At 42.9% G+C, this 24,585-nt stretch carries 16 protein-coding genes and 2 pseudogenes; 12 read left to right on the top strand and 6 right to left on the bottom strand.

The window, feature by feature from the left end; translation table 11 throughout:
* Window positions 1–5 precede the first annotated feature (5 nt).
* From tal to R3289_RS12015, 5 genes are all read right to left on the bottom strand, one after another.
* Window positions 6–956: a transaldolase gene (gene tal, locus R3289_RS12035; protein WP_318925777.1), complete on the bottom strand. Its 951-nt coding sequence runs from the start codon at window positions 954–956 to the stop codon at window positions 6–8.
* A 333-nt stretch (window positions 957–1,289) separates the two neighbouring features.
* On the bottom strand, window positions 1,290–4,169 hold the full coding sequence (locus tag R3289_RS12030; RefSeq protein ID WP_318925775.1) for an ATP-binding protein: 2,880 nt from the start codon (window positions 4,167–4,169) through the stop codon (window positions 1,290–1,292).
* Window positions 4,170–4,411: 242 nt separating this feature from the next.
* Window positions 4,412–5,902 carry a transposase gene (locus tag R3289_RS12025; RefSeq protein WP_413466695.1) on the bottom strand — a complete coding sequence of 497 codons (1,491 nt, stop codon included), beginning with the start codon at window positions 5,900–5,902 and terminating at the stop codon, window positions 4,412–4,414.
* Between the two features lie 434 nt (window positions 5,903–6,336).
* The gene (deoD, locus tag R3289_RS12020; protein ID WP_318925774.1) at window positions 6,337–7,047 is read right to left on the bottom strand and encodes a purine-nucleoside phosphorylase; all 711 of its coding nucleotides are present in this window, start codon (window positions 7,045–7,047) and stop codon (window positions 6,337–6,339) included.
* A gap of 41 nt (window positions 7,048–7,088) precedes the next feature.
* Window positions 7,089–7,259 (bottom strand): XapX domain-containing protein, encoded by a 171-nt coding sequence (locus R3289_RS12015; RefSeq protein ID WP_318925772.1) that lies wholly within the window; start codon window positions 7,257–7,259, stop codon window positions 7,089–7,091.
* 662 nt (window positions 7,260–7,921) lie between these two features.
* Between R3289_RS12015 and R3289_RS12010 the strand changes: the two genes are divergently transcribed.
* From R3289_RS12010 to lpxL, 3 genes are all read left to right on the top strand, one after another.
* Entirely contained in the window at window positions 7,922–8,704 is a 783-nt protein-coding gene (locus tag R3289_RS12010; protein ID WP_318925771.1) for a hypothetical protein, read from the top strand.
* Window positions 8,705–8,899: 195 nt separating this feature from the next.
* Complete coding sequence (locus R3289_RS12005) at window positions 8,900–9,106, top strand: DUF3283 family protein (RefSeq protein WP_318925768.1); 207 nt, start codon at window positions 8,900–8,902, stop codon at window positions 9,104–9,106.
* A 503-nt stretch (window positions 9,107–9,609) separates the two neighbouring features.
* Window positions 9,610–10,542, top strand: coding sequence for an LpxL/LpxP family Kdo(2)-lipid IV(A) lauroyl/palmitoleoyl acyltransferase (gene lpxL, locus R3289_RS12000; protein ID WP_318925767.1), 933 nt, complete (start codon window positions 9,610–9,612; stop codon window positions 10,540–10,542).
* 52 nt (window positions 10,543–10,594) lie between these two features.
* On the opposite strand, the pseudogene R3289_RS11995 reads toward lpxL, so the two are convergent.
* Window positions 10,595–10,872, bottom strand: a pseudogene (locus R3289_RS11995) (transposase); the annotation flags it as partial.
* 936 nt (window positions 10,873–11,808) lie between these two features.
* Here R3289_RS11995 and R3289_RS11990 point away from each other — a divergent pair.
* From R3289_RS11990 to R3289_RS11950, 9 genes and pseudogenes are all read left to right on the top strand, one after another.
* Window positions 11,809–12,144, top strand: coding sequence for a hypothetical protein (locus R3289_RS11990; protein WP_318925765.1), 336 nt, complete (start codon window positions 11,809–11,811; stop codon window positions 12,142–12,144).
* Between the two features lie 302 nt (window positions 12,145–12,446).
* Window positions 12,447–12,782 carry a hypothetical protein gene (locus R3289_RS11985; protein WP_318925764.1) on the top strand — a complete coding sequence of 112 codons (336 nt, stop codon included), beginning with the start codon at window positions 12,447–12,449 and terminating at the stop codon, window positions 12,780–12,782.
* Between the two features lie 213 nt (window positions 12,783–12,995).
* Window positions 12,996–13,325, top strand: coding sequence for a hypothetical protein (locus tag R3289_RS11980; protein ID WP_318925763.1), 330 nt, complete (start codon window positions 12,996–12,998; stop codon window positions 13,323–13,325).
* A gap of 295 nt (window positions 13,326–13,620) precedes the next feature.
* The gene (locus R3289_RS11975; protein WP_318925761.1) at window positions 13,621–13,989 is read left to right on the top strand and encodes a hypothetical protein; all 369 of its coding nucleotides are present in this window, start codon (window positions 13,621–13,623) and stop codon (window positions 13,987–13,989) included.
* A 3-nt stretch (window positions 13,990–13,992) separates the two neighbouring features.
* The gene (locus tag R3289_RS11970; RefSeq protein ID WP_318925760.1) at window positions 13,993–21,237 is read left to right on the top strand and encodes an RHS repeat-associated core domain-containing protein; all 7,245 of its coding nucleotides are present in this window, start codon (window positions 13,993–13,995) and stop codon (window positions 21,235–21,237) included.
* A 10-nt stretch (window positions 21,238–21,247) separates the two neighbouring features.
* The gene (locus tag R3289_RS11965; RefSeq protein ID WP_318925758.1) at window positions 21,248–22,042 is read left to right on the top strand and encodes an ankyrin repeat domain-containing protein; all 795 of its coding nucleotides are present in this window, start codon (window positions 21,248–21,250) and stop codon (window positions 22,040–22,042) included.
* Between the two features lie 458 nt (window positions 22,043–22,500).
* Window positions 22,501–23,370: pseudogene (locus tag R3289_RS11960) on the top strand (IS5 family transposase).
* An 89-nt stretch (window positions 23,371–23,459) separates the two neighbouring features.
* Window positions 23,460–23,702 carry a S8 family serine peptidase gene (locus R3289_RS11955; RefSeq protein WP_318925756.1) on the top strand — a complete coding sequence of 81 codons (243 nt, stop codon included), beginning with the start codon at window positions 23,460–23,462 and terminating at the stop codon, window positions 23,700–23,702.
* 199 nt (window positions 23,703–23,901) lie between these two features.
* The gene (locus tag R3289_RS11950) at window positions 23,902–24,234 is read left to right on the top strand and encodes a hypothetical protein (RefSeq protein ID WP_318925755.1); all 333 of its coding nucleotides are present in this window, start codon (window positions 23,902–23,904) and stop codon (window positions 24,232–24,234) included.
* The last annotated feature ends 351 nt before the right edge of the window (window positions 24,235–24,585 follow it).

Raw genomic sequence — 24,585 nt, 5'->3', positions numbered from 1 at the left:
AAGTCTTACAGGCGCTCAGCAATCATTGCTTCAAGCTTGCCTTGGTCAACCGCGAAGTTGCGGATACCGTCAGCCAGTTTCTCAACCGCCATCGGATCTTGGTTGTGTTCCCATAGGAACTCAGCGTGAGTCATAGCGGCTGGACGTTCTTTGATCTCAACGTCAGCAGATAGTTTCTGTACCACTTCGCCTTCAGCATCGTTTAGTGCTTGCAGGAGGTCTGGGCTGATAGTCAGACGGTCACAACCCGCCAGCTCTAGAATTTCGCCAGTGTTACGGAAGCTTGCGCCCATTACGACTGTATTGTAGCCATGTTCTTTATAGTATTTGTAGATGCCTGTAACGGATACTACGCCTGGATCTTCAGATGCTTCGAAGTCACGGCCTTCTTTCGCTTTGTACCAGTCCATGATACGACCAACGAAAGGAGAAATCAGGAATACGCCAGCTTCTGCACATGCACGCGCCTGGGCGAAAGAGAACAGCAGGGTAAGGTTACAGTTGATGCCTTCTTTTTCTAGGACTTCAGCAGCACGAATGCCTTCCCAGGTAGAGGCCAGTTTGATCAGAATGCGATCATTAGTGATGCCAGCATCGTTATACATTTTAATTAGCTGGCGAGCTTTTTTGATGCTGCCTTCAGTGTCGTAAGAAAGACGCGCGTCAACTTCTGTAGAGATACGACCCGGTACGACTTTCAGAATTTCTTTACCGATGTTAACGGCAAGCATGTCGCAAGTATCTTGAACTTGCTGTGCTTTGTCATTGCTCTGTGCTTTGGCATAAGCAATTGATGCGTCGATAAGAGGAGCGTATTCAGCAATCTGGGCTGCTTTCAGGATCAACGACGGGTTGGTCGTTGCATCTTCAGGCTGATATTTGCTGATTGCTTCGATGTCGCCAGTGTCAGCAACAACAGTAGTTAGCGCGCGCAGTTGTTCCAGTTTTGTGCTCATATCTTTCGACCCTTAACGTGATAGGACATTGTTTCAATGCTAGCTTAAATTGAAGCTAGAAAAAGTATATTTACGTGCTCTTAACTTAAATAGCGCAAACCATAAACACATAGAGTGAGCGGATGGGTTGGCCGGGAGCAATTGATGTGATGATAATTGTCTTTTTACTGTAAATTGTCAATTGTTAGCGATGCTAAATCGTGTTTAGATCTCATTTTTTGATGTTTGATATATTTTAAGCTCAAACTATTACTGTATTTGTCGATGGTCTGTTTTTATATGATATATCACAAGTGAGCAGATGATCTTTTGGTTGATCATTTGCTCTGTGCTTTACTGGCTGGTAACGGTAATGTGCTGCTGGATTTCCTGGATTAGCAGTGCTAAAGCTGAAGTTAATGCCGTCATTTCGATGTCGGTCGGTACTTCGTTGGCTTTGACGCGTTTTTCGACTATCTGAGCGGCTTTACTTAGCTGAACAGCACAAATGCTAGCAGATACCCCTTTTAGGGTGTGGCTGATCAATGTTGCGGCATCAAAGTCTTGCTTGTTCAGTGCTTGCTTAAACTTTGCGACATCGTTGCAGTGCTCTTCGAAAAACATGCTCAGAAACTGCAATACAAGACCTTGATCGTGGTCCATCATTTCCAGCAGTTCATTGAGGTTAACTTGTTGAAACTGATCGGGGTGCAGCTGAACATCGCTTGCCGGTGATGATGTTTCAATCTGTTCAATCTTGCTATCGTTGAGGCCGTCGATAGCCATACTGATAGATGACAAGCTTTCTGGCGTCAGACTTTCCCAGCCTGATGTTGCAATGTCGCTATTCACTTCGGGGAGTGATTCAGGCGTAGATCTGCGCAGGGCAGCCATGGTCGTAATTTTGCCTTTAAATCGTTGCAGCGCATCAAGTAGTTTACGCTCGTCCAGAGGCTTTGCGATCACGCAGTCAGCCCCGGCATCTATCATGCTCTTCTGCGCTTCTTCAAATACATCGGCCGTACAGGCAAAAATCGGGATCTGGTTTATCGGTGATATCAATGCCCGGATACGCTTGGTAGCTTCAATTCCATCCATGACCGGCATGTGGTTGTCCATCAGAATGATATCGAAATATTCAGCATCGAGTATTCTTAAGGCCTCTTCGCCGTTTTCGACTACTTGAGTTTGAAAACCGTGCTGCCTCAGGAAGGAATCGATGATCAAGACATTGAGGTGATTATCTTCAACAATGAGCACTTTGAGATCAATAAAGGTACGTTGATCAAACTCGATTTCAGATTGCTCTTCTTGTTCATAGTGACCAGGATTGACCGTTAAGGTCACGGTAAAGGTTGAACCTTTTCCGGGCTGGCTCTCAAGCTGAATATCGCCGCCCATTAGATCAGAGAGTTGCTTAACAATACTTAAGCCTAAACCTGTACCGCCAAAGCGTCGGCAGGTTGATACCTCAGCCTGAACAAACGGCTCAAAGATCATTGGAATACGGTCTTGTGCGATGCCAATACCGGTATCCTGAATAATGATGGTGAGCACTTTTTCATTGGGTTGAGAGCCAGCCTGTTGCTTCAGGGTGACACGTACTTCCCCTTTTAAGGTAAATTTAATCGCGTTGCTGATGAGATTGAATAATATCTGGCGGATGCGGGCTTTGTCAGCATAGAACCAGCTTGATGGTTCAAAGTCACAATCAATGTAGAAGCCGATCCCTTTCTCTTTGGCAAGCGTGTAGTAAGCGCTTTCGATTGTGCCGAGCAAATCAGTAAAACAAAAGTGCGTTTTATCAAGCTTTAGCTGGCCTTGTTCGATTTTAGAGAAATCCAGAATATCATTCAGCAGCGACATCATGTGTTTGCCCGAATCAAGCAATATGTACAAATGATGTTTTTGCTCTGTTGTCAGATCGGTTTTCAGCAATAGCTGGGAAAGCCCCAGCATGCCATTCATCGGAGTACGGATTTCATGGGATAAGTTAGCCAGAAAGGCGGACTTGGCTCTGTCTGCATCTTCGGCCTTGTGCAGTGCCTGGTTCAGACGCTGGGTATCGGAAGATATTTTATCCGCCCCCTGATTCAAGGCTGCATGAAGTACCTGAAACTCATGAGGGCCGGTAAATGTTTCATTACGGAAATAGCTCCCCAGTTTAAACTGGGCCGCAAAGCGCGACAGTTTAGCTAATGGCACCGTGATACGCTTGGTTAGAGTAATCGATAATACAATCACCATACAGGCGGTAAAAAATAGCGCCAGTAAAAAGTAGCGATGCAGGTCATCGATTACTTTCGTTGCAGTATGCTGCGGCGTTATGGTGACTAACGACCACAGGGGTTGGTGGTTATTATCAAGGGTGTCCAATTTGGAAATGGTGGTAATGAGTTCATCACTATAGCGGTTAGTGTAGTGAGTCACTCCTCCCTGTTCACTGTGGGTCTGAAATTTCCCTTGATCATAGTTCTGTTTGAAATCATTGAAAGCCTGCAGGTCCCGCCCTTGGTACTTGCCTGATAATATGGCGTTACCTTGCTGATTTATCAGGAAGATATAGTCGGCATTACTAATATGCTCGGCTAAGTAGTTCAGTCGTTCATTAATCTCACTCAGACGGTATTCGACTAATAAGAAGCGTGTTTTAGTGGGGCGGGAATGAGATGAATAGTTGTTGCTGATTTCGGTGATAAACAGCAGGCAGGGGACTGAGGTGGCATTTTTTGGCACTGCGATATACGTCTTATCCGGCGTTGAGTCTATCTTGCCTATAATGTCGGCGAAGTCATTTAAGCCAAATTTTTTGAGTTCGTTTGTCAGATGAGTTGGTTGATCGGTACGGGATGATTCAGTGATCTTAAATTGACTGCCCTGTTTTTCAACCAGGTGAATCGTATTAAAGGCTTGATCAACGGCGCTCAGCTCGGCCAGATAATGGCTGATAAAACTTTTGTCATTAGCTGATGCGCCAAGGGTGGTCGATGGGTCTAATTCAAAAACGGGGGAGTTAGCCAGTGTTTTCAGGCTCAGCAGGCGTTTGGCAAAAATATCATCAATGTTTTGCGCTGCAATTTCTGTACGGTGGTAGATACCCAGGGATATTTGTTCAAGTGCCACCGTCGACCATTTATCGCTGCTTATCCAGCTATAGAGAAACGCAGGAATAATCCCTACTGAAAGCATACTGGCCAGTAAAATGGGTTTGATTTTATTTGGGAATAATCGCATTACCATCCCTAACATCCTTGTTGGTCGCGAAAAGCCCGCTATTTCTTTTACATCTTAAAAACAAATATAACAATAATATCAATCCGAGACTTTGCAATAGTAAAGAAAGTTGATCTCAGCGACAAAGTTTTGGTGGACTGAAATACGTTGCTTGATGAAGGTCATGATGAGGGCAAGCACCCGATTCGCTTGTGCCCTCATTATAAGGTGGGGTGGGTATTGCTGACAGAACATGTTCCTGATTAGCTCAATAGCTGCTCTAAGGTAAGCGGTGCAGCGGTTAACCCGACTTGCTGTGCTGGTGTCAGGCCCGACCGATCCTGGCGGCACAAGTTATGCCATGCACGGTAAATATCCAGCAGAGGTAATAGCCCTGCGGGGCGCAATTTACGACGGGGTTCATCAACTAGTTGTGAAAACTGGTCGTGGAAGCGGGTTTGGTATTCACTGATAGCCCGATGAGACGCGATTTCCAGCCACTTCTTTTCATTGTCTTTCTCACCGCCTATATGACAGATACCTTTGCCGATATCATCATGGCGGGTGAAGGCCCAACGATCACGCCACCAGCTCATCAAAACAATATCAATACGCCCCGCAGCCTGACCATGTTGCCAGCCTTTATCTTCGATGACATAAAGCGGATGAATACTTTTATCTTTAATACGGTTAAGGAAAACAGAGATACATGCCGAACGCAATAACGTTTCCTGAGGCATAAACAGTGACAGAGACTCGTTATATTCAAGCATTTGTGACAAATGCAGATAGTGTGCGTAAACCGTGTACTGTGGGCGCACTAAGCACCCCTTGGCCGGATAGTTAATACGCGGCAGGTGACTGAGCGGATCTTCCATATTAGGACGGGCCAGTACCTTACGGTAAGTTGCATCAACGCGAGCCAGAATACCTTGTGGCGCTGGCAACGGTACCTCAACCAATTGCGCGTTGGGTGCAGCCATAAAACGGGTATTGTTCTGGAAAGGGTCGTGATCTTTGCTGGGGTTATCGACATCGGCGGAGTGGTAATTAACATGCTGGCCAACGATATAACCTGATGTGGCTTCACCGGTGGCAATCCATAAAACACCGTTGTCACTGTTAGGCTGCAATGGCTTTAAATCTGACGCGAGCGATAACGCCTGCGCATGTTTAAATAAGCGGGCATCAAACATCGACAACTGACGGCGGCAGCGGCTGGCAATGTGCGATAGCTGATCGTAAAAGGTTTTCGGGTTCATTCCCAGGCGACGGCAAATGTCACGTACCGAGTAGCCAGTAAATAACATGGCTAATAGTTTTTGCTGCACCATATGCTTGCCATTAAAGCCTGACCAGCGGTCGACAAAAGTGGCCTGGCAGCATTTGCAACGGTATCGCTGGCGATCGCCGCTGTAGCCAAAAGCATGATAAAGATGGCGGTGGGTCAGTACCGGCAGGCCGAGATTTCTGCAGTCAGGATTAGTACAAGCAGGAAGGCCACTGCTTTGTGCGAGTTTAAGGCGAGAAACTTCAGCTACGACATCGTGGTTATTGATAACCGGGGGAAACGCTCCACATTCACGGCAGATCATTGTTGGTCTGTTCGGATTAGAGTGTTGCACAACGTAGTCGTGTTCATCCATTGAACCAAAATTGCGGCAGCTGACAGTTTTACAGTGATTAAACTGCAAATGCCCGTAAGCGGGTGGCAACAGGGTTGCAGAGGATACTGGGTGAAGTTTTTTCATCATGGTTGCCTTACCTAATCCTTGTGCATAAGCCAGGAGAAGGGGACTGAATAAAAGGTAACCCTCTTATTCAGTACAGCATTAGCCGCCCACAAGTCAGCTGATATTTCACATAGATCGCCTGAAAAAAGCATCAATATATGACAATGTTTTTCTCAATTCAAATTATGCAAGACGCCACATATTACAAAATGTTGAGCTGCGATTATGTTCAAGAACAGCCTCCCTGTGGACACTAATATTCCCTTTTTCTACATTACTCATTACGTAACGTTAAAAACGTTGCCGTTAAGAGCTATACCATTAGAACTGATGACATAATAACTATGATATCAACTAGAATAATGGCATAGGTCTTAACTCTGTCTGAGACAGAGGTAGCGGCCAGAGAATCGGGGAAAACCCTGACCGCTAAATACTTTTTTACTTCAACGGAATTAGATGCTGATCGCGGTTTCCAGTGCGACGTTCATCATCTCGTTGAAAGACTTCTGCCGGTCTTCTGAACTTAGCTTCTCACCTCGGGTGATGTGGTCCGATACGGTCAGGATAGTCAGTGCCTTGGCACCAAGCTCAGCAGCCACACCGTAGATACCAGCAGCTTCCATATCGATACCCAGAATGCCAAGCTTTTCCATTTTTTCGAACAAGTCAGTTTCAGGACTGTAGAATAGATCTGCAGAGAACACGTTACCGACACGAACCGGCACTTTTTGCGCACGCGCCTGGCCCACTGCAGTTTCCAGCAGGTGGAAATCAGCAATCGCTGCGAAATCATGATCGTTGAAACGGATACGATTAACTTTAGAATCGGTAGATGCACCCATACCGATGATGACATCCATCAGTTTCACGTCATCACTTACGGTGCCACAGCTACCAACACGGATAACATTTTTAACACCGAAATCTTTGATCAGCTCATGTACATAGATAGAGCATGAAGGGATGCCCATACCGTGGCCCATAACAGAAACACGCTTACCTTTGTAAGTACCGGTGAAACCAAGCATGCTGCGTACGTCACACACTTGCTTTACATCTTCCAGGAAGTTTTCAGCAATAAACTTTGCGCGTAACGGGTCACCTGGCATTAGGACTGTTTCAGCAAAATCACCAAGTTCAGCATTGATATGTGGGGTAGCCATGGCTCACTCCTAGGAATTTGTTATTAAAAGGGTTTAAGTATTTAAGAGAAAAAACGCTCAACAATTGTTTGGTATGCCATACCGCCAAGGTAAACACCCACGATGCCCATTATGCCGGGTAATACTGGTGGCGCAGGCAGTGGCAGCTTAATCGCACTAAAAAATAAGCCAACAATTAAGCCTGCAAAAATAGCCAGCAGAATTTCGTTCATGTGTTTACCCTCGATTGTCTTGCATATTCAATGTGTGACGGCTTGATTTCGGCTTGCTCTTTCTGTCTTTTTTGGAAGTACAGTGTGTTGTAAATCAATTACTCTTCACAAGTCACTCGCGCTTCAGACAAAAATAGATAAGGTGCCTTTGTGTTATTGCCGTTCGATGTGAAGAAGTTTATGGAATTGGCGGCCTTCATCTAGCGATCATGATCACATTTTAGTTTCTAAATAAGAAAAAAAAACGTGTTGATTACCAAATATGTTGAAAATGTGATGGGAATCGTTTGCCCGGGAGTTATCGGGCTTTGATTGAAAAGTAATCCAAACAATGGTCGACTTACTTTAGTTGTTGAAAGTATAGGGTTTTATGTTGATGTTTGTGCGATGTAAACAGTATGAAATGATGTTCACAAAAGCGTGATCTTGTAATGGATTTCATTTTTGCAATACACATAAACGGGATAGAACGTTGAGTTTTCCGTATCTGAAAAAAGAGAGGTTTCCGTCAGTAAACGGCAGAAGCTTGTATCCGGTTAGCTGGAATAATCAAAGGTTGCGCACGAAAAAAGTCACAGAATGGGCGTATAAGTAAAAAACAGTCTAAATATTAATCACAGTCGGAATTGGATCAAAATTCTGGGCGACAGGGTGAGTACATCATGACTAACTATGAACACTACCTGGCGGTGGTTGAGCAGGTCTATTCGGAAGTTCTGCGCAAGCTGTCCCCCTCTTGGCGGATCGAATACCGGGATGTATTGCCGGAACAAAACTTGAAAGGTTGTTTGGATGTCAATTTTGTCGCCGAGGATGCCACGGTATTTCATCGGTTTAAAATTTCGGCCGATCAAGTTGAGAAGTGGCCCGACAAGCAGCCGGTTAATGGCGTACTGGTTGACTACATTATCCGTGGTGCGGCGCGAATGGCACCGCTGCGTCAGACGGCATACCGCAAAAATTTCGCCTACTGGCTGGAAAGTTGCCTGCAGGTGGTACATTCGCTCACGATCAGCAACGCTGATCTTCAGTATGCGGTGAGTGACAATGCTTATCCGTATCCGAGCAAAGTTAAGTTAAACGGAGATTACCTTCCATGCTGGGTGTTATGTGGAAAAGAGCAGCAGTTGGTGGTGACTGTCATTGATAGCCGATCCGGCCATTTTGGTCTTACACAGAATGTGGACGCGGGGCAATTGGTTGATTCTGAGCGTTGGTTTGAGGCTCAGGTCATCGATTCTGCGGAAGAAGCGATTGATACAGTGATGGGGCATGTTAAAGATTTAGCGAAGTTGACCGATGAGGATGACGATAACGAACCTAAACTGTTGGATGCGGTGAAACATCCCAGTGTATCAACCTTGAGCCCGGTAGTAAGTGTAATGCTGATTATGGGGATTGTAGTCGCGTTCTTTATTATTTTTAAAATTCAGTTAGGATTTTAGCAATTGTAGCGGCTGATTTAGTTACTCAAAGGTACTCGAAAGGCGCCGTCATTCCTTCGTACCTTTCCCCTGAAGTGAGCTGGCTGGTATCACTCTGAATTCTGCCTCTTGAGGTAACTTTGGGGATATTCTCGTTGGTCTTAGTCGTAAAATCTTATAAGATTTACGCCATTGTTCTCGTTGTCGAGGTAGGTTATGTATAACCTGACACTGTTATCTCAAGCTGAAAAAAACCGCATAGAACTTGATAAGCAAGCCGCTTATACCGTATGGAAAGTTAAAAACGCCAAGGCGGGGTATGAGGCGTTTATTGAACAGAGTAATAATATTGCAGACGATGATGATCGTGATTTTTTCAATCAGGCGGTCAGCAAATATAAAACTAAAATGGGTGTCAAGTAATACCCGCGCCAGATATTTGTTATTAATGTCAATCAATGAAAAATGGCCCGGAAGATATTATCTTGGGCGCTGGGGGCAGTCATTGATCAGCAACCGCACACGAAATGATCATTGCTGGTTGCGATGAGTCGGCTCTGCGCGGCTATCAGTATGTTGATTCAGGGGCCTCTGGGATACGGAAAAAGGCGTCCGGCAACTTACTGGCGTCGGCACTCAGATCACGGTCGAAACCAGGCTGGAATATGATCTTACGATGACGGTGACGTCTGGATATAGCGTCTTTACCCTAACTGGGGTATAGAGCCCGGATTAACGGCTTGTGTTAACCGGGCATTATCTCTCAATTTTTCTCTGCACTTATACTCCCCTACCATATATAGCTTCAGCTTTGATTCAGCTGTAGAATATAAAATCACTCAGTTCGTATAATGACGAAGATTTGAATGTTGGTTTAAGCCACTCATTTTTTAATAATAACGAGTAAGGAATTAATTTTTCATACTATGAGTAAATTTACCCCCCCGGCGTTTACTAAATCGTTTTTACACCCGCGCTACTGGCCAACCTTGGTGCTGGTTGCGGTAATGTATCTTATTAGTTGGCTGCCATATTTTATTCAGTTTCGTATGGGGCAAGGCATTGGCCGGCTAGCGATTCGGTTCATGAAGAAAAGACGAAACACGATCAGGCGTAATCTGGCGTTGTGTTTTCCTGAGATGTCAGAGCAAGATCGTGAGGTACTGATTAAAAAGAATATTGATAATACCGGTCTGGCGTTGTTCGAGACCGGAATGGCGTGGTTCTGGCCGGATCTCCGTGTTGAACGTCATGTCGACATTGAAGGTATCCAACACATTAAAAAGCTGCAAGACGAAGGTAAAGGGGTGCTGCTAATTGCAATTCACTCAATGAACCTTGAGTTGGGTGCCCGTGCCTTCGGGATGAAAACACCGGGTGTTGGCGTCTATCGACCTAACAATAACCCATGTTTTGACTACTTCCAGTATAAAGGACGTATACGCTCCAACTCTGCAATGATTGATCGTAAAGACGTTAGAGGTATGCTGCGGGCACTGCGCACCGGTGAACTGGTCTGGTATGCGCCGGATCATGATTATGGTCGTCGTCGCAATTCGACATTTGCCCCTTTATTTGCCGTAGAAAAAGCCTGTACAACAACAGGAACCAGTCTGCTCGTCGATGCCTCAGGTTGTGCTGCCGTGCCATTTTCGATGGTGCGTAATACCGATTCGGGTCAATATACATTGAAGATCTTTCCGCCGTTAGATGCTTTTCCGCACAATGACTCTGATGCCGCCGCGGCTTATATTAATAAAGCGGTTGAACGGTCGATTATGCAGGCTCCTGAACAATATATGTGGTTACATCGGCGCTTTAAAACCCGTCCGGAAGGTGAGCCTTCTTTATATGATTGAGCGATAAATTATTTGTATATAAATAGGATTATTTCTCGCTTTAAGCGGGGCGAAAACCAGGAGAGCGAAGGGGTAACTTCATCAGTAAAAATATAGAGTTAAGAAAGCCTTCAGATGAGCGGAGTGTCAGCTTAAAGATACTCTTAAGCATCAGTGCAGTTGTATCGCAGTATCTGAGTACTGATACCTTCGCTCACGTCGCTCTCTATGTTGAGTACAAAGCCAAGAGGCTATTGCTTCTTCATCAATCCAAAAAGTAATCGAACCACGATTAACAAGCGTTTGATTGTACTGCTTCCAATTAGAGGTTCTGTATTTAACTTTGGCCATTATACTTACTCATTCGGTTATGAGTAAGATCTGATCCGTCAGTTTGTAAATCGTTCAAAATGATTTAGGTAACAAAGCCAAAATCACATTAAATCAATATACTGCTTTTGACGGGATGTAATTTATTTGTCATTTCAGTTGCTTAATGAACAAAGGAAATGAAACGGAACGCACAATAAATCAATAGGCGTGCTGTTTTTTTAACGAATGGTGTGGTTGATAGCAATATGTTATCCATTTGGTTTTGTCGCTGATCGCTGGAGAGAAAAATCAACGCCTCCTGCAGATCACATTGAAATGAATATAAGCACCACAACCGATGTATTAAACAGCGCGCAGTGTGGTAAAAACCACCGCTGAAGCAGATAACGGCGATTTTTTCGGCATAATCTTTCTGTCCGTCCTTGGTGGTGTTGTTCTTCACCGGAATAAATATCAATGAATTAACTTAGAGTTATCAATTCAATTTTGCGGGTCATATCAAAAAAATGATATGACAATGCTGAATTTCTGTAGGGCAAGTGCAATTGAGTAAAATTCGATATGTGAGATCTATCTGTGTCATTAATGATTTATAGTAATATATAGGTGTCATGATAAAGTCGTTTATTATAATAAGCGAAAAACGAAACAAGTTGAAATTTCAGTTAATATTTCAAAAAAAAGTCAGGTGTTTCCAAAATTAATAACAAAAATAAAAAATCTTAAAATCATGTACAACCAATGTCGTATTATGGCCGGATAATACGGCAGATACTTATTCTGTTCGGCGGTAGCATTGTATTTTGGTAATTACAGCATGTTTTATAGCTACTGATGGCAATACAAAGTTGTCAACTGTTCGGTACTTAGCTTTTTCTGACGGTTTTTTATAATTGAATTGCGGTGCAAATTCGTGTCACTTATGACTCGTATATTTATATCTAGAGAGTGAATGTGTTAAAAAAGTACTATTTTATATTGTTTGCATTCTGTTCTTTTCACGTGACAGCACAACCTGGTCACTGGATGCCAACGGCCAAAAAAATTTCAGGCATCGTGGTTGAAGGTATCGAAACTAGTGGCAAGGCACTTATAATAATTGATGAGGGAGTGCCAGACAGATTTATACCTGCGGAATGTAAATCGCCTTACAACACTGTAGATCTAACAACTGAGAAAGGACGTGGGATCCTGTCTGTTGCTCTTTCTGCTCGAATGGCAGACAAACCAGTAAAATTGGCCTTGTCTTGCATTGGAGCCCGTCCATTAATCACACATATCTGGCTCTAAATATAACAATGTCAATCAACCGATTCAAAAAACGACGCGCGTATTTTTCAAAGTGTCGTAAAAAATTCGCACATTTTCCTCGTGGGTGTTGGCGATTAGTGCCGCTGACCAGGTCGATATAGGGCAGGAAAAACGTCAGAAAATCGTACAGAATGATGTGGATTATGATCTGTTCATAGTAGGAGATATTGAATTTATTGGCCTGAAATGATGACAATAGCTCTGATGCATTTATCTGTTAAGAGGGTGAGTAATGCTCCACTCTATGCACTGTAAATATACTAGTTAACTTTGGAGGATTTATGAGAAAATTATTTGTTGTTTTGAGTTTATTAATGTCGACTCATTCATATGCGGCATTCAACTGTACAGTAGATGTGAATCGAGTGCTCGTTTATAAGGATGGTTCAATCAACATTCTTCATAATGGAAGAAATGATTACACAAATATATGTAATTTGAATGATGGTTGGAAGGGAGTAGATACAGTTACATGTGCGATGTGGACAAGTATGCTTCAAAATGTTCAGAATAATAATAAAAAAGCGATTTTCTACTATGATGGCACTGGTTCGTGCTCAACGTTAAATACATATGGAAGTTCTCCAGCTCCTGTTTACATTGGTTCAATCGACTAATTTATTGGGTAAGAAAACGAAGAATCATTATTTGATTTAGGTTTGTCTAAAGAATGTCTTTTAGGTTCGGATTAATTTATATCTCATAAAATTAGAAATTAAAAGTGCCTTTTCGCCAATGTTCAGTTTGATAATGAACCTTCTCGCACAAATTAATAATTAATTAGCCTGTCGCTGGTGTTACTGACTTCTTAAATTATAATAGGTAGTAAAATGAAAAGTGTTTTAATAGTTTGTTTCTTATGTGTTATTACATCATTCTTTAACGTAGCAATGGCTGCGTCAGGGGGAAGTAGCGGTAAAATTAAAACCATCCTATGGTATGAAGGCCATATAGGTGTCTTAGTTAAACAAGAGGGCATGTCTGATTTGGGTGGGTGTGGTCGTGCCGATTACTATATACTCGATGATAAACATCCTTATTTCAAGGAAATATATTCACTTATTCTATCTGCTCATATCTCATCGCAACCGCTTAACCTTCATTTAGATGGGTGTGTTCAAGGGATTTCAAGAATTAAGCATATCAGCAGTAATAAATAACAACTAATCAAAGGCAATAAAAGGGGGCAGAATCATTGATTCTGTCCTATTGATTTGACGACTTACTGTCATTATCTTTTTTGACGTCAAACTGTAGAATCAGGTGCGTATATTTCTGCTTCCACATTTAAACTTACCAGATTTAACTCAGCACATCGTTCAGCGTTGCAATAACAACCCATAAATTAGTGACATAAACTTGGGTGTAATTACGTCTTCATTTAATTGTTGCACTTATCTTTCTTATATACCAAGTAGAAATGAACTGAAAATAAAAAATAAACGGAATTGGCTAATGAAATATAAATACATTATTTATGCTGCCATAGCAGTATTAATTATCACATTATCGAATTACTTGCTTTGGCACAAAGATTCAACAAATAAAAAAGCGAGTAAAGAAATAACAGAAACCACTGAACAAGCGCAAGTTCCGCAAGAAAAAATCAGTGATAACTATGAGTACCCAGCGCCAGTTAAACAGTTACAACAGGTATTGGTGAAATCTTATCAACCGCCTGTTCATGAAGGCGAAGAATTTTTTCCAGACGACCTTCTGAAGCCAGATGAAGAAACTTCAGCAAAAGCCGGAGTGAAAGTAAAGATTGATCAACTCAGAGAGCGTATCGAGACGATTAAACGAGATGGAAAGGTGGGGAGTTAAACAGTGGAAGTAATAAAGAAAAAATACTTAAGATGTATATTATCAATTTTATCCTTAGCAGTCTTTCTACCCGTTTCAGTCAGTGCATCTACTACTTATCTGAAAGGCCAATTTGATGTAAATGGTGGTCAGGTTGATTACCAGCTGCCGATCCAGGTAGCTCCGGGGCGAGCTGGCCATGCACCATCGCTGCAACTGGCTTATTCAAGTGATAATCCTAATGGGATCCTCGGAGTAGGGTGGCAGCTGCACGGTTTGTCATCCATTTATCGTTGCGGAAAAAATTTAGCAATTGATGGTAATTGGGGCGGAGTAAACCTTGATAGCAATGATCAATATTGCATCGATGGCAAACGTCTTATTGCGATTACAGGCAAACCTGGTGAAAATGCGACGGAATATCGTACTCGTACCAATGACTACCGCAAGATTGTTTCATTTGGCAGGCAAGGCAGCGGCCCTCAATACTTTAAAGCCTGGTCAAAAGATGGCCAGGTGTATGAATATGGAGTAAGCGGTGATTCACGTGCGGCGCTGCCGGGAAAAAAAGATGTTTATAAGTGGTCGCTTAATAAGATATTCGACATAACCAGAAAAAATACGATTAACTTTGGTTATATAGAAGACTCAAATAATGGATCCCACAGAATTGATCTAATAACGTATTCTGGTGGTACCGTTAAATTTAACTATGAAAATAGAAATGACACTCAGTTTAGCTACCTTGCTGGTAGTAAGATCAATAAAAATCACCGTATTAAGTCTATCGTCAGCAACACAGCAAAGGGTGATGAGGTTGCTAGTTACAAGCTAGCATACTACTATTCAACTGGTACCAGCCGAACCTTGCTAAAACATATACAACAATGTGCCAATGGCGTATGCAGTAAACCGGTAAAATTTGCTTGGCAGTCACAAGCAAGCCCAAGTTTTTCAGCTAATAAAAAGATTTTCGATCAGAGTATTAAAAATGCCAAATTCTACGATCTCGAACGTGACGGCAATCTGGAAATATTCACGCTGAGAAAAGATAAAAAATCAGTTGTACAAAATAGTGATTACAAAACTAAAGCAAGTGGCTGGAATCATGTCTATAGCAACGCAAAGGGTGCAGACTGCCACGATTTCGCTATTGCAGACTGGCATGCTAATGATAAGCCTATATTTCGGGCCTTTTGTTCGGGCTCCGCATCAGCATCGTTTTTAGCGTACCCGAATGGTAATGGTCGTTATTCTGAGTTTTATACCGCAAATGTGAATGGATATGGTTGGGCGAAAAAAGACAAATATCCAACCGATAAAAACGGTGATGGTAAATATACCCTTGAGCCACTATGTGACAATTGCAGTTACATTGATATTAATGGTGATGGTCAAACAAATGAATATCTGAAAATTGCTAATGGCAGACTTGATTATTATAAAAGTGGAAGGGTGGTTCAAAATGTTTATAAGGGAGAATACCAACTATTAAAGGTTGCAGATTTTAACAATGACGGTTATCAAGACTTATTGACTGGTAGTAATAATAAATCATATTCGGGTTTTTCTAGACCTGCTAATAAACAAGGTAAACTTAAGGTCTATTATTTTAACGGCCATTCATTCGTAGCAAATATTTCAGATTTTAATGTTGATTATAATGAAAAGATAACAACTCAATCAACCACATGCGGTGCTGGTAATAGTGGTTCGTCTACGTGCACTCGTTATCATTATTCTTTTAAACCTTTTGGCGTTGAAATCGTTGATACTAATAGCGACGGATTTAATGATATCGTCTATTACAACAAAGTCTATATCAACAAGGGCGGAGTATTTAACAGTAGTATTGATAGCGTCTACTCTTTACTTGGTAATAAAACGACAAGTGTGGAAATTATAGATGTAAACTCAGATGGCTGGCCTGATAATCTGTCTGAGGGCGACATTAAACGGTCCAAGGCTTTTGCGCAGGATAAAATCAAAACAATCTATGAGCATGGCTTAAGCTATGATATTACCTACGCGCCACTAACTAGCGATGTACACCAGCAGAAGAAATACTACGATTACCCCATCGCCAACTCAACGCCGACCAAATACGTTGTATCTAAGTATGTTGCCAAGCCGCAAGGCTACTCGGAAGTGAAAACCGAGTTTGAATATTATGGTGCAAAATCACACTGGAAGGGAGAGGGTTTTCTTGGCTTTGAAAGAATTGACCGTACCCGTTCCGGCACAAATACCGAGAAGACCGTAACGACATTTGAGCAAGTCGATCCGTTGCTGGCAGGAAAAGTCAGCGAGCGACTCACTTACCGAAATAAAAAGCTGTATGTAAAGAAAAACTATCGATACAGCAAAAAACAATTCAGCGGCGTAGGGGCGAAATATTACTCGCTGTTCCTGGATGGTAAAACAGAGATTTTATACGATGATAAGAATCGTATTGAAAAGAAAACTGTCACATCGCTAACCTATGATGCCTTTGGTAATGTATTAACCAAGGAAGAAAAGATAACCAGTGGAATAGCGGGTGCCGGTGATTTTACTACAAACTCTGTCAGTGAATATTTAAGTACAGGTACTAACAAAACCAGCACCGTTATTGATGTTACCGGTTCAGTCAGTGCCTCGGTGCTGAACAAGTACGATAGCTTCCAGTTGATGTGTTCATCCAATGGGACTAAATACATCAAGCCAACGGATCAGTTTGTGCTGATCCACGGTGATATCAGCATTCCGTTGATCACCAAACGCTATAACGAATATTACAAACTCGTTATTCACAGCACCACCAATTCCAACGGTGTGTCGGTCATAACCAAAGCCGATTTTGTTCCGGTTACTGAAGCGGTGTTTAAATCAGCCAATAGCACTTCGTGTGGTAACTATGTGGTGATGGACCACAATGGTGACGGTAAACTTGATTTGACCAGTGTCAGCAAAACGGTTACTCAGTTAATCACTGAATCTGGCGATAACTACTGGAAGGTGAGTGCACCTTTCAAAACAACCCAGAAAATTAAGGACAACAGTAAAGGGTTTAATCGTGTCACTGTCACTACTTTCGGCTACACGTCGAACGGTTTGATTGATTCGCAGGTTGTTAAGCCCGAGCAATATGAGCAGGGTGACACTACCTACGGCAACACCAGTAAGCAGATTTCCACATCATATACCTATGACCGTTACGGTAATCTTCTCACAGAGCAGGTATCCGGTACTGGGGTCGCTGCCCGTACTACTACCACTCAGTACGACGCCGCAGACTTGTTCCCTTTATATACCACCAACGCAAAAGGACATCAGACCCGTTACAACAGTTACGATGCGCGTTTCGGCCTGGTGAAAGAAATCGTCAGTCCGGTTAAGGGACGAACCACCTTATTGAACTATGACGGTTTTGGCCGCGTGCTTAATGAGAACCCTCCGGGTAGCAAAGACAATACGGCTTATGTTTACCGACTAGGCAGCGCCTGCCCTGAAAGTACAAGTAAAACAGTTAGCTGTGTGATCACAAAAACGGCTAACGGTGCCGGAGGTGTTTACCAAACCGTTAATCACTACGATTATGCCGGGCGGGAAATCCGCGCGATGCATCAGGCTTTTGACGGCCGTTGGGTATACCGCGATAGCCAGTGGGACAGTGATGGCCGTAAAGTTGCCGTCACGCGTCCGAGCTTCAAACGCCCTGACACCCGGGTAAACCCGGTGCCAACCGTAACTTTTTCCTACGATGAACGGGATCGTGAAATATCAAAAACCGAGCCTGCCGCAACGGGTAAGGCTGCAACGTTTGTTACCCGTTACAACGGCCTGACCACAACATTGTTTGATGCCAAAGGCGAAAAGAAAACCATCACCTACAACGTACTGGGTCACATTACGGCAACGACAGAGCCAATGGGAGCGTCGCAAACCTACATTAACTACCCAGACGGCAAGCTGAAGGAAACCAAAGATTCTGCCGGAAATATCATTCGTATTCGCTATGACAACCTCGGTTACAGAACCTACCTTGACGACCCAAATATGGGGGGATGGAGCTACGACTACAACGTCTTTGGCGAGCTGACGGAAAAGACAGATGCCAACGGTGTTACTACCCGTATTAACTACGACAACTTGGGCCGTAAGATTGCAGAGAAGCAGAGTAACCAGACCTCAACCTGGGTTTATGACACCAAGGTCGAGGGTTTGCTGTCTTATTTTGCTGGCAACGGCAACAAGCGTGACTTCCGTTACAATAGTAAGGGCCAGGTTGATGAGATTGTTATTACAGCCAAAGGGCAAAGACTGGCGACACGATACACCTACGACGGGCTGGAAAGGGTTGCCAGCGAAGTTCGCCCGAACGGCCTGAAGCTTGAACATCTCTATAACCCATACGGTTATCATGCTGCCGTACGCAGTCCGAAAGACTTTGCAGATAATGTACTGAACAGCCCGAGCTTTAGGGATGATATCCAAAAACTGATCGATGACGCGCTGGCACAGGCCCAGTCTTATTTGAACAAGGCTGAAGAGTATGCGGTTAAGGAATCTTTCTTTGAGCAAAAGGCCGGAGATTACGCAAGCCGAGAACTCGACCTGCATAATCTCGATAGTCAGTCGATTCAGTTACTGAAAGATGCCAACCGTTACAAAAAATACTGCGCGGCGAATGGTGAGTGTTATCTGCAGGCGGCAACCTGGGTGCTGTTGCATGATGATGTGACCATACCTTTAGATATTGACTTAAAACAATACTTCAAGATTTCAAGCCATCACACAGGAGCGGCTCCCGGCCGCATGGTGTTTGATTCTACCGTGCACAAAGTCAGTGCTCAGGAATTTAACAGCCGTGGTTTTACCAAGGGCGAAGAATGGCTGCTGAGAGATTATGACCGAAACGGTACCCTGGACTTAATCAACAGGGATGATGTATATACCGCATCGGTAGACAGCACCACCCAACAGGCGCTTATCTATACCTCAGAAGACCTGACGCTGGCAGCACAGATTGCAGCAACCCGCTATCAGTATTACTACCAGCTGGCTGATCAGCTCACCTCGCTGGCCGAGCAGGTGGGTGATCTTGCCGGGCTTTACTGTGATGATGCCAACCGGTTGGCGGGAGATAACCTGACACAGCGTAATAGCTGCGCCAATGGTCAGCAGGTAAGCCAGGTCGATCACCTGCAAACCGTACTGACGCAAACAGAATTGGGTAAGGCTGCTGGCGATCAGCGTTATGTCTACTACTGGCAGCGTCAAAGTACCGATGCCTATGATCATACCCTGGCTGAAACGCTTGGCAACGGGCTGGTTAACAGCTATATCCATAATCAGCAAACGGGACGGCCTAATGCCATCGCGACTCATCTCGCCAGCTCTGTGGTCAGCCAGCGTAACCACCTGAACATGAAGGCCGGCCAGAACATCCGTTACTTGCGATATAACTACGATGCGCACAACAACGTCACACGGCGTGATGATCTGGAATTAGGGATCAGTGAAAGCTTTGAATACGATGCGCTGGATAGACTAGCAGCATCCGTTCCAATGCTCGATCGGGCTAACCGTCATGGCCAGAACAACCCGGACTTTAATCGCCGGTTCGATTATGACTACGACGCGCTGGGTAACCTGAAAAGCAAAACCGATATCGGTAGCTACGAATACACCGGCCCCGGCCCGCATATGGTTTCCAAAGCCAACGGTATTACCTTTACCTATGATAAAGTCGGTAACCTGCTGAAAGGAGAAACGGGGACAACGAAGAAGGTGGTTGAACGCTCGCTGGAATGGAGCAGCTTTAATAAACCGACCAAGATCACCCGAAACGGCCATACGGTAGAGTTTGCCTATGACGCCAACCATAGCCGTTATTACCGCAAAGACAGCTCTGGCAAGGAGACCCTGTACTTCGACAAGCTCTATGAGCAGGTAAAAGATATCAACAGCGGCGAAATTGAGCATAAGCAGTTTATTTATGCCGACGGCAAGCTGATAGCGCTCAATATCGAGCAGCACGACAGTGCCAAAAAAATCAAAGACCGTCAGATCCGCTACCTGCATTATGATGCGCTGGAATCGGTCGATTTAATCACCGACGGCTACGGCCTGATCGTAGAGCGCCGCAGCTTCGACCCGTGGGGCAAGCAGCGTAAGCTTCTGTGGCGTGACAAAAATAATGCGAGCAGCTTGCAGCAGTTTACCCTGACCAACCGTGGTTACACTGGGCATGAGCACCTGAAAGAAGTCGGCCTTATTCACATGAACGGCCGGGTTTATGATCAAGATCTAGGAAGGTTCCTTAGCGCCGATCCGATTATTCAGTCGCCGTATATGACCAATAGCTTTAATCGGTATAGTTATGTGACAAACAACCCGCTGAAGTTTACAGATCCGACAGGGTTTGTACATGTAGAAGGAGCAGGGGCTGGAGATGGTTTAGGAAGAACGAGTGTTGATTTGGGAGGTGAGAAAGACACAAGGAGAGGTGATAATCGAGCTCGAAATGGGCGTAGTCGAAATGATGGACGTACATTAATTGAAGGCAGTTTTGTAAAAGATTTTACAATCTTAGCAAATAATTTGTTTGGGTGGCTTACAGGATATCAATTATCTGAGGATGAATTAGATTATTCGAATTGGCGTAGTATGAGTCGCTATACAGTTGGTTTATCTTATGTCGGCTTTCAACAAATCAAGCATATCACGTCGACATATATGAAGCTTTCTGCTGGTGTTTATGATGTAAACTATACTGGTGTCGATGGTTATACAGGTTCAGTAACCGCTTTAAGATCAGGGCTTCAATATGGGGTGTTTATGAACGCTATGGGTCATACTATAGTAGCTTTTGCAGGGACGCAGGTTCAAGACATGGGAGATTTAGCTACAGATGGATTGCAAGCATTTGGACTCTCTACAGCACAATACAGGCAAGCTATTTCTATAGCAAAACAGCAATATAGGATGGCCAGTGGTAATATTACTTTCACAGGCCATTCACTCGGTGGCGGCTTAGCTACTGCATCTGCTATGGTGACAGGAGCTGGTGCTCGAGTATTTAATGCTGCGGGAGTGCACGAAAATACGATAGCTGGTTATGAAAGGTTAGGCTGGAGTGTTACGAATTATAATAGTACTTTTGATGTTATACAGGGACTTAATGCAATAACTCCTGCTAGTACAAGGGGAGAAACGGTTTCTCTTGGCTCTGCTGGAATTCATGTTATGAGTGGTGTTTGTGGTAGCGTATCAATTTCATGTTGAGGGATATAGCTTGCGATTTGTTAATTGTGTGTTTTTAACGGTATTTATTTTTTATGTAGCTTCTGCATCAAGTTTTACAACTGCAAATGATCTTGATAAAGCTGAGACTCAATTTAATCAAAAGAACAGAAATAACAATGTGTATTTTCTGAATGTAGATAAGATGTTTTCAGATAAGAAGTTAAGAGTTCTTGCTGAAGCCGCTGCTCGTGGAAATACTGACGAAATTGATGGAATAATTTCATCAGGAGTTAACGTTAACCAAAAAGGGACAGCTGATGCGACAGTTTTATTTTGGGCATTAAATAATAAAAAAGGATTTGCACACCTTCTAAGTAAAGGTGCAGATCCTAATGTTGTATTCTCAAGTGGAGGTTCTGTTATTCACCGTTCTGCTGAGCTCTCGGATAGTTGGTTTCTTGAAACATTACTAAAAAATGGTGGGAATCCAAATTTAGTGTCACCAGACACAGGTGAAACTCCAATTTTTGATGCAATATACGTTAATAACTATGAGGCAGTAAAGATATTGAGCGATTTTAAAGCCAATTTGAACTTTATAAATCGAACTGGACCGGCAGGGTTTAAAGGCTCAACACCTATTTTTAGTGCATTTTATAGTACAAATTGGGAGATGGTTTATCAGTTATTACAATTAGGCTCGGATTATAATATAAAACATGAAGTGATTAATGAAACTATTTTAGAAGTTATGGTTAATGAGGCATCAAACCTTGCAAAACCAAATTTATGGTTAAATAAATCTATAGAGTGGATAAAGATTGATATGGGTAGGGTGAATTAATTAAAGGTAATCAAAGGGGGCAGAGTCATTGATTCTGACCTATTGATTTAACAGCTTAATGTCTTTATCTTGGTTGAACTCAGGTTAAGGGATGGCTCTGTTCAGTAACTTAGTTGAGAGCCCAGTACCCAGCGATTCTCTCTGTGAACAGAGTAAATGGGGTCAGGTCTTGTCTTTTGCCAATGATGGACTGAGTTTCACTTAGGCCATTTTTTCTGGAGGGAAGTTCATGAGCAGAGCATTACGTATTGAGTATGCGGGGGCGTTGTATCATGTGACTTCCCGCGGTAATGCGCGCCAGCCTATTTATTTGGGTAGTGCATAGCTACTGTTTAATGACCAATCACTATCACTTTTTGATTGAAGTTGGTCGCTACATGGCTTTGTTGCCTAAATCATTTTGAACCATTTACAAACTGACGGATCAGATCTTACTCATAACCGAATGAGTAAGCATAATGGCCAAAGTTAAATACCTAACCTCTAATTGGAAGCAGTACAACCAAGCGCTTATTAATCGTGGTTCGATTACTTTTTGGATTGATGAAGAAGCAATAGCTTCTTGGCTTTGTACTCAACATAGAGAGCGACGTGGGCGAAGGTATCAGTACTCAGATACTGCGATTACAACTGCACTGATGCTTAAGAGTATCTTTAAGCTGACACTCCGCTCTCCTGGTCATACATTCATTAGTAAACGAGCGAAGATCGTCAACATCAGTATCAAAATGCCTATTCGTGGTGAAATTCGTTATCTTGCTATTGATTCCACTGGCCTGAAAGTTTTTGGTGAAGGTGAAGGTGAAGGTGAAGGTGAAGGTGAAGGTGAATGGAAAATGAAAAAGCATGGAAGGAAAAGCGCCGTGTTTGGCGTAAACTGCACCTCGCCGTTGATGCGGATTCACAGCAAATTATTGCTGCTGAATTGTCGCTATCAAATGTCACTGATGGATAAGTACTTCCTCAATTACAACAACAGACTCAACGAAAAATCAGAGCAATATCAGGTGATGGTGCTACGATACATCGTCGATGTTATGAAGCGATAGCTAAGAAAAAAGCATCGCATTTAACTGGGAGCATGGATATCCTCGTAATCGTGGTGTCGCCAATCAGGATATTCACGGTAGTAACGAGCATTGGGAAAAAGTGATTGGATATCATAGACGGTCATTGTCAGAAACGGCGATGTTCCGTTTAAAAACGTTGATTAATTCCTCACTAACATTACAAGATTATAATGCATAAGTGGATCAGTGTATGCTGCAATTCGAGCAATGAATAAGTTAACGATGCTGGGTATGTCGGTTACACAGGCAGCCTGCTAACGTTTTAATTAATTGCAGAGAGCTATCTGATTTTTTGATTTAGGCAACAAAACCATATTCCACACAGAATCGCGGAGTAATACCATTACTTGCAAGGAACTTCGATGGCAGCGCATCATGTAGTACGTGCTGCAGCTCTATATTTGGAAAAATACCCTAATACGTCAGCATGTGCTATTAAACAGGTTTTGATTGATTCTTCTACTAAAAACAGACTAACTGAAGTAGGGAGTGGGTCACCTAATCGGCTGCTATATACTGGTTTTATAAAACCAGAACCCTATGAGTTCCCATGGTTAATACCAGTGATTAATAATATATTATTTAATTAATTATGTTCCTTTAATGATTATGACGTATAGGAGGTGAAATATAGTGTAACCAGAAGGTATATAAGTAATGATATATCTAGGGTGGTTGAAGTCACTGCTGCCTTAAATATATAATATCGATTTTAAAATGCGATGATAGGATGTACCTTCCCAGCTAACTTTTACTAATTTATTGATGAAATTTTAAGAAGAAAAAATAATGAAAAAATATATCTCTATTGTGCTATTAATCACATCAGCATTTGCCACGGCCAGTACACCATCAGGTGTAAGAGAAATAGAAACCATAGGGTGTCATAAAGTTGATAATACATGCTATGTTACAATTAAGGGGCCAGCCGTCGGGCCTGTAGAATGCCAAAATAACTCTGTTCGATTTAATGATGCAAATGATGCAAATGGTAAGGCTTCATTATCTCTAATTACAGCAGCTTATTTTGCAGGAAAGAAGGTGTCATTAGCAATTAGTGATAAATGCTATTTACACCAGAATATTTATCCAACATTCGATTACTTCAGTGTGTTGAATTAACGATGGAAATTTGAAGCTTATAATTCTTGACTTGTTAATATCCGCCAATTAAATAACAAGGACAGGCGCATTTAAAAGGCGTCAACACTGTCTTTCATTATTAATCCTGCGACTACCTCATATTCAGCTGGTTTGATGTTATAGCCTGTAAATATTGCTGTTTCTGCCTCTTTACAGGTATTTCAAGCAGGCGGTGCCCTTCAGGAACCATTAATCAAGAGGGGCAGAGTCATTGATTCTGGCCTAGCTTCGTCTCGAACCAAGTCAACGGGGTCAGGTCTTGTCTTTTGCTAATGATGGTCTAAGTTTCACTTAGGCCATTTTTTCTAGAGAAGGTGACCAAAACCTTTA

It is taken from the genome of Photobacterium sp. (assembly GCF_033720175.1).
Lineage (GTDB): Bacteria > Pseudomonadota > Gammaproteobacteria > Enterobacterales > Vibrionaceae > Photobacterium.
This window is presented reverse-complemented; position numbering and strand designations above follow the sequence as displayed.

Excerpts from the sequence above, each read along its gene's own strand:
- tal (WP_318925777.1), bottom strand. The coding sequence starts at position 956 with ATGAGCACAAAACTGGAACAACTGCGCGCGCTAACTACTGTTGTTGCT.
- R3289_RS12030 (WP_318925775.1), bottom strand. The coding sequence starts at position 4,169 with ATGCGATTATTCCCAAATAAAATCAAACCCATTTTACTGGCCAGTATG.
- R3289_RS12025 (WP_413466695.1), bottom strand. The coding sequence starts at position 5,902 with ATGATGAAAAAACTTCACCCAGTATCCTCTGCAACCCTGTTGCCACCC.
- deoD (WP_318925774.1), bottom strand. The coding sequence starts at position 7,047 with ATGGCTACCCCACATATCAATGCTGAACTTGGTGATTTTGCTGAAACA.
- R3289_RS12015 (WP_318925772.1), bottom strand. The coding sequence starts at position 7,259 with ATGAACGAAATTCTGCTGGCTATTTTTGCAGGCTTAATTGTTGGCTTA.
- R3289_RS12010 (WP_318925771.1), top strand. The coding sequence starts at position 7,922 with ATGACTAACTATGAACACTACCTGGCGGTGGTTGAGCAGGTCTATTCG.
- R3289_RS12005 (WP_318925768.1), top strand. The coding sequence starts at position 8,900 with ATGTATAACCTGACACTGTTATCTCAAGCTGAAAAAAACCGCATAGAA.
- lpxL (WP_318925767.1), top strand. The coding sequence starts at position 9,610 with ATGAGTAAATTTACCCCCCCGGCGTTTACTAAATCGTTTTTACACCCG.
- R3289_RS11985 (WP_318925764.1), top strand. The coding sequence starts at position 12,447 with ATGAGAAAATTATTTGTTGTTTTGAGTTTATTAATGTCGACTCATTCA.
- R3289_RS11980 (WP_318925763.1), top strand. The coding sequence starts at position 12,996 with ATGAAAAGTGTTTTAATAGTTTGTTTCTTATGTGTTATTACATCATTC.
- R3289_RS11975 (WP_318925761.1), top strand. The coding sequence starts at position 13,621 with ATGAAATATAAATACATTATTTATGCTGCCATAGCAGTATTAATTATC.
- R3289_RS11950 (WP_318925755.1), top strand. The coding sequence starts at position 23,902 with ATGAAAAAATATATCTCTATTGTGCTATTAATCACATCAGCATTTGCC.